This is a genomic window from Pelomicrobium sp. (assembly GCF_036803785.1).
Classification (GTDB): domain Bacteria; phylum Pseudomonadota; class Gammaproteobacteria; order Burkholderiales; family UBA6910; genus Pelomicrobium.
The window spans coordinates 54,434-68,541 of record NZ_DAIRTR010000002.1 but is presented as its reverse complement, the minus strand read 5'-3'; the positions used below and the strand labels follow the sequence as shown (position 1 = coordinate 68,541).

Here is a 14,108-nt window from a genome sequence, read left to right as displayed (position 1 = left end):
GGCCAACAATGTGTTGCTGGTGGTGGCCTGTGGTACGGTGCTGCTCGGTACCCTCTATCCCTTGATCATGGACGCCCTGGGTTTGGGCAAGCTCTCGGTGGGTCCGCCCTATTTCAATGCCGTGTTCGTGCCCTTGATGGCGCCGCTCCTTTTCCTGATCGGCATCGGCCCCCTGGCCCGATGGAAGGAGGCGAGCCTCGCCGAGCTTGCCCGGCGCCTGCGCTGGGCTTTCGCGACCGGGATTGCCACCGCTCTGCTTCTGCCTTTCGCCCTAGGCGCGTGGACCCCGTTGATCGCCTTGGGGCTGCTGCTTGGGACCTGGATCGTGGGGAGCGTGGTGGTGGCCCTTTGGGGGCGTTTACGGGACGCTTCCGGCAAGGGAAGCCTGTGGACGCGGCTCAAGCGCCAATCCCGGAGCTACTACGGCATGCACCTCGCGCACCTGGGGGTGGCGGTATTCGTCTTCGGGGTGACGCTGGTCAAGGGCTATGAGACGGAGACCGATGTGCGTATGGCGGTGGGGGACACGGTGACCGTTGGGGGCTATGCGTTTCGTTTCGAGGGCGTTGCCGAGCGCCCCGGTCCCAACTATTCGGCATTGCGGGGAACGGTGACCGTCACCCGTGCGGGCCGTTACTTGAGCACGCTTCATCCGGAAAAGCGCTTCTATCCCGCTTCCGGGCAAACCATGACCGAAGCGGCCATCGATTACGGCCTTACCCGCCATTTGTATGTCTCCCTGGGCGAGCCCTTACCTGACGGGGCGTGGAGCGTGCGGGTGTATCACAAACCCTTCGTCGGTTGGATCTGGGGGGGCTGTCTTCTGATGGCCCTCGGTGGGCTTCTCGCCATCGCCGACCGGCGCTACCGGGTCGCGGGTCGGCGGGCGAGGCAAGAGGAAGCAAAGGAGGTCGCCGCAGCCGGAGAACTCGTGCCGCAGACCGAGCGACCATGATCCGCTTCCTTCTTCCCCTGGGGCTGTTTGCCGCAGTGGCGGCCTTCCTCTTCGTCGGGCTCGGGCTTAATCCGCGGGAAGTGCCTTCCCCTCTGATCGGCAAGCCCGCCCCGGAAATCGGGCTCGCCCAGCTGCGCGAGCCGCAAAAAAGCTTCCATACGGCCGATCTGCATGGCCAGGTCTGGCTCTTAAACGTCTGGGCTTCCTGGTGTGTCGCCTGTCTGGAGGAACACCCCTTGCTCCTAGAGGTGGCCCGCTCGGGGATGGTGCCCATCGTGGGGCTTAACTACAAGGATCAACGGGAAGCGGCCCTTGCCTGGCTCGCCCGCTTTGGCGACCCCTACGCAGTGAGCGTCATGGACCAGGAAGGCCGGGTAGGAATCGAGTATGGGGTCTATGGGGTGCCGGAGACCTTCGTGATCGATGCCAAGGGGATCATCCGTTACAAACACATCGGGCCCCTCAGCCCGGAGCGTTGGCGAGAGCGGCTGCTGCCCGTGATTGAGGAGCTCAAGGGATGAGGCGCACTCCTTGGCTTTGGCTGCTCCTTATCCTGCTCGCGGGACCGGTCGCGGCAAAAGAGGCCGTGCCCCTGTCCGAAGACCCGGCCTTGGAAGCACGCCTTCAGGCCCTTGCCAAGGAGCTGCGTTGCCTCGTGTGCCAGAACGAATCCCTGGCGGACTCGAATGCGGACCTGGCCCGGGATCTGCGCCGGGAGATCCGGGAGATGATGCGCCAGGGCCGCAGCGACCGGGAGGTGGTGGAGTTCCTGGTGGCCCGATACGGGGACTTCGTACTCTACCGCCCACCGGTCAAATCCACTACCCTTGCCTTGTGGGTCGGGCCCTTCGTACTGCTGGCCATCGGACTCGGTGTGCTAGTCGTAGTGGTGCGCCGGCGCCCGGCTCATGAGCCGCCCTTGAGCGAGGAGGAGGCCCGTAAAGCCGAGACCTTGCTCGCTGCGGAGGAGAGGCGGGAAGGGCGATGAGCGCTTTCCTATTGGCGAGCGGTGCGCTCCTCGCCCTGGCCCTCGCTTTTATCCTCGTGCCTCTTCTGCGCGGTCCACGCCGGTCTACAGGCGCCGATCCCTTGAGCGTTAACCGAGCTGTCTACCAAGATCAGCGTGAGGAGCTCAACCGGGAATGGGAAAACGGCCTGCTAACCGACGCCCAGTACCAGGAGGCGTTGGATGAGCTCAAGCGCCGGATGCTCCGGGATCTGGACACCGCCCCGTCTGCCGCCAGCACGCTTGCGCGCGGCGGAGGCCGATTTGCCCTTCCCGTCCTGCTGGCGCTCGCGGTACCGATCGCTTCGATCCTGCTCTATCTGCAGATCGGAAGCCTCGATGCTTTGCGCCTGGCTTCCACCGAACCCCTCCCCCCCTCGCCCGCGGACGTGGAAACCATGGTGGCTCGGCTGGCGCAACGGCTGGAAGAACACCCCGAAGACGCCAAGGGTTGGGCCTTACTCGGCCGGTCCTATTCGGCCTTGGGGCGGTTCGATCAGGCGGCAGCGGCTTTCGAGCGGGCGAGGGCTCTTGACCCGGACAATGCAGCGATCCTGGCCGACCTGGCCGACGCGTTGGCCATGGGCCAAGGGCGATCCCTACTGGGCAAGCCCGGAGAGTTGCTCACCCGTGCGCTGGAAATCGATCCACGCCATCCCAAGTCTCTGGCCCTGGCGGGGGCAGCAGCCTTCGAGCGAGGCGATTACGCCGGCGCAGTCCTCTACTGGGAACGGCTAGCGGCTCAGCTCGAGCCGGGTTCCGAGCTGGCTGAGAGAGTGCAAGAGAGCTTGTCCGAAGCCCGCGACCGGCTTTCGAAGGAACGCGCCGGCCAGCAGGAAAGCGGCGCGCCTGTCGCCGCAGGGCAGGGCAGACGGCTGGCCGGGGTTGCCACCCTGAGCCCAGCATTGGCGGCGCGGGTCAAACCCGACGATACCCTGTTCATCTACGCCCGCGCGGTGGAGGGACCCCCCATGCCCCTCGCCATCTTGCGGGCAAAAGCCTCCGATCTCCCCCTGAGCTTCACCCTGGACGAGGGCATGGGCATGGTGCCTGGCGTTTCTCTCTCCGGCGTCCCGAAGGTGATGGTAATCGCTCGAATCTCTAAGTCTGGAAGCGCTGAGCTGCAGAGCGGTGACCTCGTGGGCAGCGCAGGGCCAGTGGCTTCGAACGCCCGAGACGTGCGTATCGTGATCGACCGGGTCACCCCCTAAGGTTTAGGATATTTTGTCTGGGCTGATGGCCCATCGTGGTGAGGAGGGAGTAAAGTGGATCAAGCTACGCTATCGCCCGCCCAGGCTTTGCCGCGAAAAAATCCCTCGGGCTTTCAAGCACCAGCCCACCGCAGTTCGTGGGCCACCCACAACGCGCAGGTGAACACGCAGAGTGCCCCCGCCTGGTGAGCCGCGGCGAGGGGAAGGGGAACCACCAGGAGGAGCGTGGCGATGCCCAGGCCGAGCTGCAGAGCAAGGAGGGCAACAAGCCCATGGACGGCGATGCGAGCGCGGGGCGGCAAGGGAAAGCGCTGCGCCCAGAGCCAGAAAGCCAGCGTGAAGAAGGCGAGCAACCAGGCGATCAAGCGGTGATTGAACTGGACGGTGGCCATGTTGCTGTAGAAGTTGACGTGCCACGGCTCCAGCATGAACAGCTCGGGCGGAACGAGCCGACCATTCATCAGGGGAAAGGTGTTATAGGCGAAACCCGCTCGCAGCCCCGCCACTAGCCCCCCTGAGAGCACCATCAGGAAAACCAGAGCGGCCAGGGCATAGGCGAAGCGCTTAGGCCCTTGCAGGCGGGGATCTCTGGGGAGACGCGGTTCCTTCATCCGCAACAGATCGAGGGCGATCCAGAACAGAGCTCCGTAGATCAGGAACGCCAGCCCCAAGTGAGCGGTCAGGCGCAGGGGGCTCACCCGCGGATCATCCACCAGACCGCTCTGGACCATGTACCAGCCCAACGCTCCCTGTAGCCCTCCTAGGATGAAGATTACGCTAAGCTTGTAGGCGAGCGGCCGGTCGATGGAGCGCTTGATCGCGAAATAGATAAGGGGTACGAGGAAGACGACGCCGATGGCGCGACCGAGCAAGCGATGGAAGTATTCCCACCAGAAGATGTCCTTGAATTCATCCAGAGACATGCCCTTGTTCACTTGCTGGTATTCGGGTGTCTGCTGATATTTCTGGAACAGGGCTTCCCAATCCTCCTGGGACAGGGGGGGAATGGTGCCCACGATGGGCTGCCACTCCACGATGGAAAGTCCCGAATGGGTGAGCCGGGTGACGCCGCCCACCACCACCATGGCGAAAATCAAGGCACAGCAGACGAAGAGCCAGGCGATGACTGCCCGGGGCGGAACCGGAGGAGGAATGCCGTTCGCGGGTCTCACCAAGGGAAAAGCTCGTACCGTGGGAGCGGGCATGGTAGCCGCCGGATGAAGGCGGCGCCCATGATACGGTCTCGAGTCGGCCCATGCAACAAGCGCTCGCCGTGCCGGTTCATCTCACCCTCAGCAGTCGCTGGCGTTCCCGTTCCCATTCCCGCTGACGTTCTACTTCCCGCTTGTCGTGAAGTTTCTTGCCACGGGCGAGGCCGATTTCCAGTTTGATGCGGCCGTTGCGATAATGCATGTCCAGGGGCACCAAAGTGTAGCCACGCTGCTCCACCTTGCCGATGAGCCGTCTGATCTCCTCGGCATGGAGCAGCAGCTTGCGCGTGCGCGTGGGGTCCGGGTGCACGTGGGTCGAGGCGGTGGGCAGCGGACTAACGTGGCAGCCCACCAGAAATACCTCGCCCTTGCTGACCACCACATAGGCTTCCTTGAGTTGGACCCGCCCTGCCCGGATCGCCTTCGCCTCCCAGCCTTCCAGGGCAATGCCGGCCTCGTAGCGCTCTTCAATGAAGTAGTCGTGGAGCGCCTTTTTGTTCTGGGCGATGCTCATCGGGTGAGATTAGGACGAAAATACGTTATTTTAACGATTTTTGCACTCTCCCCTGGCGGTGTCCGAGGTTTCCCTAACGACCCATGGCCGAAGTCCAGCGTTCCGTTATCGTGCCGTATTCGGCCCAGGAGATGTACCAACTCGTGGATCAGGTGAAGCGCTACCCTGAGTTCATGCCCTGGTGCGGCGGTGCCTCCGAGACGCCGATCGATGGCAACCGCAGCCACGCCACCATCGTCATCGATTACCACCATATTCGTCAGAGCTTCACCACGGAGAACACCAAGCAGCCCCCTGAGCTTATCGAGATGGAGCTCAGGCACGGCCCTTTCAGGCGCCTGGATGGCCACTGGCGCTTCATCCCCCTGGGGGAGCAGCAGGCCTGCAAGGTGGAGTTTCGGCTGCACTATGAGTTTTCCCACAAGCTGCTGGAAAAGCTGGTGGGTCCCGTGTTCCACCGGATCGCCAACAGTTTCGTCGATGCCTTCACCCGGCGAGCGGAGCAGATCTACGGCAAACGATGAGCGATGAGCTGACGGTGGAAGTGGTCTACGCTATGCCGCACCTGCAGCGGCTCAAGCAGATCACCGTGCCCCCAGGCACCACCGTGCAGCAAGCCATCGAGCGTTCCGGGATCCTCCAAGATTTTCCCGAGATCGATCTGACGAAAAACAAGGTGGGCGTGTTCGGCAAGCTTAGCCGGCTGGACGCGCCGCTCAACGATCGGGACCGAGTGGAAATCTACCGCCCGCTGATCGCCGACCCCAAGGAGGTCCGGCGCCGGCGGGCGGAAGCGATTGGCCGGCGCAAGTCGGAAGGCTAGTCCAGCGACTGCGAGTCGCCCGTGACAGAGGGCCTCAATGGTCGCACCATTTGGCCACCTCCTTGCGCCACCTCTCGGCCTCCTCGGCCCGCTGTTCGTCGCTTAGATACTCCCGCTCGCCCTGGGGCGTGAAGCGCAACACCCGTCCGGCCTGAGTATAGCTTGCCAGGTTGGTCCGGGCAGCGTCGCAATTCTGGGCCTTGAGTTGGGCCTCTTGTTGTGCTTTGAGCTCCGCTTCTGCGCGCTCCGCCCGGCGCTTTCTGAACTCCAGCTCCTGCTCTTGGAGGCTTTTGGGCGCCGGGGAGGCGGCCTTCTCTGCAGGCGCTTGGGCCGGGAGGGGCGTCTTGATGGCCGTTCCTGCTTGGAGGCAGCGAGCGGATGGCTGATCCGTGTAATACACCCGGCCTTGCGTATCGCTGCACTTGTAGAGGTCCGCAAAGCACGGCAGGGTGTACAGAGCCAGGGTTGCCGCCACCAGCCCCCTCATCGTGAAGGTCATGCGATCCGCTCCTTGCCTTGCCCGACGGGGCAGGACGTTGATGCAAACGCCCTACAGCCTACACGATTTTACTTTCTTGTCAATTGATTGTATTTAAAAGTTAATGTCGAATCGACATTTACCCTCCGGGCGTCGGGTCGGTATAATGATATTTTGTGGCAGGTAGGAAAAAATGCGCCTCATCGAAAAGGCTCTCACGTTCGACGACGTTCTGCTCGTTCCCGCCCACTCCACCGTTTTGCCCCGCGAAGTCAGCCTGGAGACCTGGTTCACCCGGGAAATCAAACTGAACATCCCCTTGGTGTCCGCTGCGATGGACACGGTCACGGAGGCAGACCTCGCCATCGCCATCGCGCAAGAGGGTGGCATCGGAATCATCCATAAAAACATGACCGATCGGGCCCAAGCCCAGGAGGTGTTCAAGGTCAAGCGCTTCGAAAGTGGCGTGGTCAAAGATCCGATCACCATCCCCCCCGACATGACGGTGCGCAAGGTGCTCGAGCTGCAGCGGGAGCACAAGATTTCCGGGCTGCCGGTGGTGGAAGGGCTCCGGGTGGTGGGCATCGTCACCAACCGGGACCTGCGGTTCGAAACCCGTTTGGACCAGCCGGTCAGGAACATCATGACTCCCCGGGAGCGGCTGGTCACAGTGCGAGAGGGTGCGCCTTTGGAGGAGGCGATGGCCCTGATGCACAAGCATCGCCTGGAGCGAGTGCTGGTGGTGAACAGTAACTTCGAGTTGCGGGGGCTGATCACGGTGAAGGACATCCTCAAGTCCAGCGAGCATCCCAACGCTTGCAAGGATGCCTTGGGACGGCTGCGAGTGGGGGCGGCCATCGGGGTGGGCGAAGGCAGTGAGGAGCGGGCCGCAGCCCTGGTGGAAGCGGGCGTGGACGTGATCGTGGTGGACACGGCCCATGGCCATTCGCAGGCAGTCCTGGACCGGGTGCGCTGGGTCAAGCGCACGTTCCCCCAAGTGCAAGTGGTGGGCGGCAACATCGCCACCGCAGCTGCCGCGAAAGCCCTCGTAGACCACGGTGCCGATGCAGTCAAGGTGGGCATCGGCCCGGGGTCGATCTGCACGACCCGGGTCGTGGCCGGCGTGGGCGTGCCCCAGATCACGGCCATCGCTAACGTGGCCAAGGCCCTCGAAGGCACCGGCGTACCCCTGATCGCCGACGGGGGCATCCGCTATAGCGGTGACGTGGCCAAGGCTCTGGCCGCCGGCGCTCATTCGGTCATGTTAGGAGGGCTGTTTGCAGGCACTGAAGAATCGCCAGGCAAGATCGAGCTGTTCCAGGGCCGTTCTTACAAGACTTATCGGGGCATGGGTTCCCTGGGCGCCATGCAGCAGGGCTCCAGCGATCGCTACTTTCAGGATGCCGAGATGAGCTCGGACAAGCTGGTGCCCGAAGGCGTGGAGGGCCGCGTGCCTTACAAGGGGCCGGTGGTCAACGTAATCAATCAGCTGATCGGCGGGGTGCGCTCGGCCATGGGCTATTGCGGCTGTGCCACCATCGACGAGCTGCGTGCCAAGGCGGAGTTCGTCGAGATCACTTCCGCCGGCATCCGCGAGTCCCACGTGCACGACGTGCAGATCACCAAGGAAGCACCGAATTACCACGTCGATTGAACCGGGAAGCATGGCCAGCGCTCGAGCCGGACCGGTAGGGCTGCCATGTGCTCCACGTAAGCGCCTCGATCCCGTGCACGATCGCATCCTGATTCTCGACTTCGGTTCCCAGTACACCCAGCTCATCGCCCGCCGGGTGCGGGAGTGTCGCGTGTATTGCGAGATCCATCCCTATGATGCTCCCGAGGAATTCATTCGCACCTTTGCTCCCAAGGGCATCATCTTGTCCGGCGGGCCGGCATCGGTGTACGAAGAGGCACCCCCCCGGGCACCGGAGATCGTGTTTCGTCTAGGGGTGCCCGTGCTGGGCATCTGCTATGGCATGCAGACTATGGCAGCCCAGCTCGGAGGCGTGGTGGAAAGCTCCAAGGTGCGGGAATTCGGCTACGCCGAAGTTCGGGCACGGGGCCACTCGCGTCTGCTTCGCGACCTTCAGGACCGGGTCACTCCAGAGGGGCATAGCCTCCTGGACGTGTGGATGAGCCACGGCGACAAGGTGATCGACCTGCCGCCGGGCTTCAAGGTAATCGCTAGCAACGCCGCTTCGCCCATCGCTGGCATGGCCGATGAGGCGCGCGGGTTTTATGGTTTGCAGTTCCACCCGGAAGTGACCCACACGCTCCAAGGCAAGGCCATCCTAGAGCGTTTCGTGCATACTATTTGCGGCTGTCGAGCCGACTGGAACATGCCTGACTACGTGGAGGAGGCGGTGGGTCGCATCCGTTCCGAGGTGGGCGGCGACGAAGTGATTCTGGGGCTGTCCGGCGGCGTAGATTCGTCGGTGGCCGCGGCCCTCATCCACCGAGCGATTGGCAACCAGCTTACCTGCATCTTCGTAGACACCGGGTTGCTGCGCTTGCACGAGGCCGAGCAGGTCATGGACACCTTCGCCCGTCACCTGGGGGTGAAGGTGCTGATGGTGGACGCCTCCGAGCGCTTCATGCGAGCACTAGCAGGGGTGGGCGACCCGGAGGAGAAGCGCAAGATCATCGGGCGCGAGTTCGTGCACGTGTTCCAAGAGCAGGCAGAAAAGCTCGGGAACGCCCGCTGGTTAGCCCAGGGCACCATCTATCCCGATGTCATCGAATCGGCTGGAGCGAAGACCAAAAAAGCCCGTACCATCAAATCCCACCACAACGTGGGCGGGCTGCCGGAGACGCTCCATCTCAAGCTCCTGGAACCCCTGCGAGAGCTGTTCAAAGACGAGGTGCGCGAGTTAGGCCTTGCCTTGGGACTTGCACCGGAGATTGTATTCCGCCATCCGTTCCCCGGCCCTGGACTCGGCGTACGGATTCTGGGGGAAGTCAAGCGAGAATACGCTGACATCCTGCGCCAGGCAGACGCCATTTTCATCGAAGAGCTGCGCAACTCCGGATGGTATGAGAAGGTGAGTCAAGCCTTCGCCGTGTTCTTGCCGGTCAAATCCGTGGGGGTCATGGGGGACGGCCGCACCTACGAGTACGTGGTAGCGCTGCGCGCGGTGGAGACGCAGGACTTCATGACCGCCCGCTGGGCAGAGCTACCCCATAGCCTCCTCTCCCGTGTCTCCAACCGCATCATCAACGAAGTGCGTGGCGTCAACCGTGTCGTCTACGACATCTCCGGCAAGCCCCCGGCCACGATCGAGTGGGAGTAAGAGGAGGCCGCCGCAATGCCGCAGGAGGCAGTGCGGCGCCACCTTTCCTCTTGATCCGGGAAAGCCTTCACCCGTTGGCCGCGCGGCGCCCTCGTGCCGGGCTTGCCACTGTCTGGATGCGAACAGATGCATCATACTTCGCGCTCGATCCGGATGAGCCCGCTTTCCATTCATGTCACGGCAGCCGCGAGCGCACCTGGACAGACATGCAAGCCGCTTGCAAAAAAAAAACGCCCCCCGGGTCACGCTGCTCGTTTTCGGCAATGATGGGAGATGAGGGGCCCGACGCAGAGCGCCGTTGCTACGGTAGGCCAAGCGAAGGGCAATGTCCGCCACAACGAGTCAGAAGCCGCCGCTCGCAGCCTGGCAGTTGGGGGCAAAGGATTCCGGGATAAGCTCTCTATCCTCCGAGGGGCTAGAGCGTTTTGAACGCTTAAGGAACGAGGCGCCAGAGCCTTGCGGCCATGGGGAAGACCTGCCTTCGTGTACGAAAGGGCTGGCACGAGGCGGGAAGGCAGCGGTAAGCTACGGTCCCCATGACGGACGCGGATTTCATGCGGCAGGCGATCACCCTGGCCCGGGAGGCCTGGAAAGCGGGCGAGGTGCCGGTCGGGGCGGTCGTGGTGAGAGATGGCCGAGTCGTGGGCCGAGGGCACAACAGTCCCATCGGCCTGCGGGACCCCAGCGCCCACGCTGAGGTGCTGGCTCTGCGGGACGCGGCCCTTAGGCTCGAGAACTATCGACTGCCTGACTGCGAGCTTTTCGTCACAGTGGAGCCTTGTACCATGTGCCTGGGAGCGATTTTCCATGCCCGCATCCGCCGCGTAGTCTACGGTACCCGAGACCCCAAGACTGGCGCTTGCGGGAGCGTGGTGGACTTGACGAGGGAGTCGCGCCTCAACCATCACACCCAGGTAGAAGGAGGGCTGCTGGCAGAAGATTGCGCTCGGCTGTTGACGGAATTCTTCGCGCAGCGGCGACGGGCAGAAAATGTTGAGGATCGTTGTTAGGATATGCGACCAACAGCTTGATCTGATTGAGGACGAACGTCTCGTTCGTCGCTACCCCGTGTCCACGGCCGCAGCCGGGACCGGGGAACGAATGGGCAGCTTTAAAACCCCCCGGGGCCGGCACCGGATCCGAGCGAAGATCGGCGCTGGCCAACCCATCAACACCGTCTTTGTCGGTCGGCGTCCCACCGGAGAGCTCTTTACCCCGGAGCTGGCCGCCCGCTATCCCCATCGGGACTGGATTCTGACCCGTATCCTGTGGCTTTGCGGCTGCGAGCCCGGCTACAACCGGCTTGGGGAGGTGGACAGCATGCGGCGTTACATCTACATCCACGGTGCGCCGGATACCGCCCCCATGGGGATTCCCGCCTCCCATGGATGCATTCGAATGCGCAACGTCGACGTGATCGACCTATTCGATCGGGTGCCGGTAGGCACCCCCGTTGACATCCTGGAGTGCGGCTCCTGCGCCGCAGCATGAACTCTAACCTGCGCCCAAGCGCTTTCGAGCTCTGTCCGGAATCCTGGAATTTCTGAAAGAATTTGACTTTTCTTTTGTATTGTGCGCTGCGAAATTTTGGAGTAAAGTGCCCCGCCAGTTCGGGCTTGTTGCGCAGCATAAAACTCGGAAGCCGCAAGTGTTGCGCAGCATGACGTCGAGCAAACGCGGGAGGGAAACGCATGAGGCTTGCTGGGAAGGTGTGCATCGTGACGGGGGCCGGCCGGGGCATCGGCAAGGCGACGGCGATCAAGTTCGCCCAGGAAGGAGCCAGGGTGGCGGTGTGCGACGTGACACCGGAGTGGGTGGATGACACGGTCCGGGAAATCCGCCAGACGGACGGGGAGGCGGTGGGGTTTATCGTGGACGTGCGCAATCGAGCCAGCATCGAGCGCATGGTCAAAGAGATGGTGGCGATGTACGGCCGTATCGATTGCCTGGTCAACAACGCTGGCATCGTGCGCGATGCGCAGCTCAAAAACATGACCGACGAGCAGTTCGATCAGGTGATCGAGATCAACCTGAAAGGAGTTTACAACTGCACCAAGGCGGTAGTAGAGGCAATGCTCCCGCAGCAGTCCGGGGTCATCCTGACCACCTCTTCCGTGGTCGGCCTATATGGCAACTTCGGCCAGACCAACTACGCTGCAAGCAAGTCCGCGGTCATCGGTATGACGAAGACCTGGGCTCGGGAGTTGGGCCGAAGCGGCATCCGGGCGAACGCCGTCTGTCCGGGCTTTATCCAGACGCCCATCCTCAGCACCGTGCCCGAGCGAGTGCTCGCTGCCATGGAACAGAAAGTCCCCCTGGGGCGGCTGGGCAAGCCAGAGGAGATCGCCGCTACGTTCGCGTTCCTTGCCTCGGACGAGGCAAGTTATATCAACGGCGCGGTCATCGAGGTGAGTGGGGGCATGTCCCTCTAGCCAGGCCGTTCAAGCAAGATGCACCCGAACAGGGCTTCGATTTTGCGCCGGTCAGGCGGCGCGATGACGCCTTTCTCGGTGATCAGGCCCGTGATCAAATCGGCAGGGGTCACGTCAAAGGCAGGATTTCGCGCCACCACGCCCTGGGGCGCCCAGCGGCACTCGCCGTAACCCAGGACTTCCTCTGCTGGGCGCTCCTCGATGGGGATGGCCTCTCCCTGTGCCACGGATCGATCGATGGTGGACAAAGGACAAGCCACATAAAAGGGGATGCGGTGCCGCGCTGCCAGCACGGCGAGGGTGTAGGTGCCGATCTTGTTGGCCACGTCTCCATTGGCCGCCACCCGATCGGCGCCCACTACCACCATATCCACTTCGCCCCGGCCCATCAGGTATCCGGCGGCATTGTCGGTTATCAGGGTCACCGGGATGCCTTCCTGAGTCATCTCCCAGGCGGTCAGGCGGGCTCCCTGGAGGAAGGGTCGCGTTTCGGTGGCCACCACCGATACTTCCTTGCCCTGGGCGCGAGCAGAGCGGATGACGCCCAGCGCTGTGCCGTGGCCTGCGGTGGCGAGGGCCCCCGCGTTGCAATGGGTGAGAATCCGGGCCCCATGGGCCACCAAGGTCGCGCCGTGGGCACCGATCGCCAGATTGATTTGAAGGTCTTCGGCGAAGATCTGCTGAGCCTCCGCGAGGAGAGCCGCGGCAATCGCCTCGGGAGGCCGCTTTCCGGACTGTCGCCAGATCCGGCGCATGCGCTCCAGCGCCCAATACAGATTGACCGCCGTGGGCCGGCTTTGAGCGAGGAGCTGAAACGCCCGCTCCAGGCCGGCATCGAAGGCTGGGCGCTCCTGCCCCGCGAAACGCAGCCCTTCCAGGGCAATGCCGTAGGCGGCAGCGCAGCCGATGGCCGGAGCGCCCCGTACCACCATGGCGCGGATCGCCTGGGCAACCTGCCCGGCGTTCGCACAGGTCACGTATTCGATGCGCTCGGGTAGCTGGCGCTGGTCGAGAAGCTCCAACCGGGCGTCACGCCAGCGCAGGGTCTCCACTTTACTCGGAATGGGCATTACTCTTGTACAGACGTCATCTGTGATTTGAGCATTATAGGAGTCATTCGATTCGAGAGAGGAGAAGATCAATGAGCAAGGTTCGTGCTTGGGCGGCGCGCAAACCCGCAGGCGCGCTCGAGGCGTATGAGTACGAAGCTGGCGTCCTCGGTCCGGAAGAGGTGGAAATCGCAGTGGAGCATTGTGGCATCTGCCACTCCGATCTTTCCATGCTAGACAACGAGTGGGACATGACCGTCTTTCCCTTTGTCCCAGGCCACGAAGTGGTGGGACGCGTGGTTGACTTAGGCGAACATGCCAAGGGGTTGAAGTTAGGGGACTGGGTCGGCGTGGGTTGGAACGCGCAGAGCTGCATGCACTGCCTCCATTGCTTGGCGGGAGACCAGCACCTGTGTCCTGACGTCAAGCCCACCATAGTGGGGCGCCATGGCGGGTTCGCCGAGCGATTGCGGGTCCACTGGGCTTGGGCAGTGCCCTTGCCGCAGGGCTTGGAGGTGAGCGCCGCTGGCCCCCTTCTATGCGGCGGAATCACCGTGTTCGCTCCGCTGCTTCAGTTCGATGTCAAACCCATCCACCGGGTGGGGGTGGTGGGCATCGGTGGTCTCGGTCATTTGGCCCTCAAGTTCCTACGGGCCTGGGGGTGCGAGATCACGGCGTTTACCTCAAGCGAAGTCAAAAGGGAAGAGGCCAAGGCGCTCGGAGCCCATCGGGTGATCTCCAGCCGGGACCCTGCCGCCATGAAAGCACTCACGGGTTCCCTCGATCTGATCCTGGATACGGTCAACGTCCCGCTCGCCTGGGATGCACTCCTCGCCACGCTGGCGCCCAAGGGAAGGCTGCACGTGGTTGGGGCGGTGCTGGAGCCGATTCCCCTCAGCATCATGGAGCTGCTCGCGGGACAAAAAAGCATATCGGCTTCTCCGACAGGACCGCGCAGCGCCATGGACGCCATGCTGTCATTCGCCGCGCGCCACGGCATCACGCCCCAGGTCGAGCGTTTCCCGATGAGCCGCGTAAACGATGCAATGGAGCATTTACGGGCCGGCAAAGCCCGCTATCGTATCGTGCTGGATGCTGATTTTGCCTGAGAGGAACTCGTTTCTTTCCGACACTTAACA

16 protein-coding genes are annotated in these 14,108 nt (G+C 63.0%); 12 read left to right on the top strand and 4 right to left on the bottom strand.

Features of this window, described 5'->3' with window-relative positions; all coding sequences use genetic code 11:
- The 4 genes from V7Q81_RS00695 to ccmI all read left to right on the top strand — a co-directional run.
- On the top strand, positions 1-955 hold a 955-nt coding region (locus V7Q81_RS00695; RefSeq protein WP_333839335.1), incomplete at its 5' end, for a cytochrome c-type biogenesis CcmF C-terminal domain-containing protein.
- On the top strand, positions 952-1,476 hold the full coding sequence (locus V7Q81_RS00690) for a DsbE family thiol:disulfide interchange protein (RefSeq protein ID WP_333839334.1): 525 nt from the start codon (positions 952-954) through the stop codon (positions 1,474-1,476). The genes V7Q81_RS00695 and V7Q81_RS00690, both read left to right, overlap by 4 nt.
- Positions 1,473-1,943, top strand: coding sequence for a cytochrome c-type biogenesis protein (locus V7Q81_RS00685; RefSeq protein ID WP_333839333.1), 471 nt, complete (start codon positions 1,473-1,475; stop codon positions 1,941-1,943). Before V7Q81_RS00690 ends, V7Q81_RS00685 begins: the two co-directional genes overlap by 4 nt.
- Positions 1,940-3,172 (top strand): c-type cytochrome biogenesis protein CcmI, encoded by a 1,233-nt coding sequence (gene ccmI / locus V7Q81_RS00680; RefSeq protein WP_333839332.1) that lies wholly within the window; start codon positions 1,940-1,942, stop codon positions 3,170-3,172. Before V7Q81_RS00685 ends, ccmI begins: the two co-directional genes overlap by 4 nt.
- Before the next feature lie 113 nt (positions 3,173-3,285).
- On the opposite strand, the gene V7Q81_RS00675 is transcribed toward ccmI, so the two are convergent.
- Together V7Q81_RS00675 and smpB are read right to left on the bottom strand one after the other, a co-directional pair.
- Positions 3,286-4,257: a COX15/CtaA family protein gene (locus V7Q81_RS00675; protein WP_442954722.1), complete on the bottom strand. Its 972-nt coding sequence runs from the start codon at positions 4,255-4,257 to the stop codon at positions 3,286-3,288.
- Positions 4,258-4,453: 196 nt separating this feature from the next.
- Entirely contained in the window at positions 4,454-4,897 is a 444-nt protein-coding gene (gene smpB, locus V7Q81_RS00670; protein ID WP_333839330.1) for an SsrA-binding protein SmpB, read from the bottom strand.
- Between the two features lie 83 nt (positions 4,898-4,980).
- Between smpB and V7Q81_RS00665 the strand changes: the two genes are divergently transcribed.
- A complete protein-coding gene (locus tag V7Q81_RS00665; protein WP_333839329.1) occupies positions 4,981-5,421 on the top strand; it encodes a type II toxin-antitoxin system RatA family toxin in 441 nt (146 codons plus the stop codon).
- Complete coding sequence (locus V7Q81_RS00660; RefSeq protein WP_333839328.1) at positions 5,418-5,720, top strand: RnfH family protein; 303 nt, start codon at positions 5,418-5,420, stop codon at positions 5,718-5,720. Before V7Q81_RS00665 ends, V7Q81_RS00660 begins: the two co-directional genes overlap by 4 nt.
- A gap of 34 nt (positions 5,721-5,754) precedes the next feature.
- Here V7Q81_RS00660 and V7Q81_RS00655 read toward each other — a convergent pair whose 3' ends face one another.
- Positions 5,755-6,219, bottom strand: a complete 465-nt coding sequence (locus tag V7Q81_RS00655; RefSeq protein ID WP_333839327.1) for a DUF4124 domain-containing protein — start codon at positions 6,217-6,219, stop codon at positions 5,755-5,757.
- A 172-nt stretch (positions 6,220-6,391) separates the two neighbouring features.
- Here V7Q81_RS00655 and guaB point away from each other — a divergent pair, with 172 nt between their 5' ends.
- The 5 genes from guaB to fabG all read left to right on the top strand — a co-directional run bounded on the left by guaB (position 6,392) and on the right by fabG (position 11,920).
- On the top strand, positions 6,392-7,852 hold the full coding sequence (guaB, locus tag V7Q81_RS00650) for an IMP dehydrogenase (protein WP_333839326.1): 1,461 nt from the start codon (positions 6,392-6,394) through the stop codon (positions 7,850-7,852).
- Positions 7,853-7,925: 73 nt separating this feature from the next.
- On the top strand, positions 7,926-9,488 hold the full coding sequence (guaA, locus tag V7Q81_RS00645) for a glutamine-hydrolyzing GMP synthase (protein WP_333839324.1): 1,563 nt from the start codon (positions 7,926-7,928) through the stop codon (positions 9,486-9,488).
- A gap of 536 nt (positions 9,489-10,024) precedes the next feature.
- Positions 10,025-10,498, top strand: a complete 474-nt coding sequence (gene tadA, locus V7Q81_RS00640; protein WP_333839323.1) for a tRNA adenosine(34) deaminase TadA — start codon at positions 10,025-10,027, stop codon at positions 10,496-10,498.
- The gene (locus V7Q81_RS00635; protein WP_333839322.1) at positions 10,479-10,979 is read left to right on the top strand and encodes a L,D-transpeptidase; all 501 of its coding nucleotides are present in this window, start codon (positions 10,479-10,481) and stop codon (positions 10,977-10,979) included. Before tadA ends, V7Q81_RS00635 begins: the two co-directional genes overlap by 20 nt.
- Positions 10,980-11,179: 200 nt before the next feature.
- A complete protein-coding gene (gene fabG, locus V7Q81_RS00630; RefSeq protein WP_333839321.1) occupies positions 11,180-11,920 on the top strand; it encodes a 3-oxoacyl-ACP reductase FabG in 741 nt (246 codons plus the stop codon).
- Here fabG and mtnA read toward each other — a convergent pair.
- Positions 11,917-12,990, bottom strand: coding sequence for an S-methyl-5-thioribose-1-phosphate isomerase (gene mtnA / locus V7Q81_RS00625; RefSeq protein ID WP_333839319.1), 1,074 nt, complete (start codon positions 12,988-12,990; stop codon positions 11,917-11,919). The genes fabG and mtnA overlap by 4 nt on opposite strands.
- A gap of 71 nt (positions 12,991-13,061) precedes the next feature.
- Here mtnA and ahr point away from each other — a divergent pair, with 71 nt between their 5' ends.
- Complete coding sequence (ahr, locus tag V7Q81_RS00620; protein WP_333839318.1) at positions 13,062-14,078, top strand: NADPH-dependent aldehyde reductase Ahr; 1,017 nt, start codon at positions 13,062-13,064, stop codon at positions 14,076-14,078.
- The last annotated feature ends 30 nt before the right edge of the window (positions 14,079-14,108 follow it).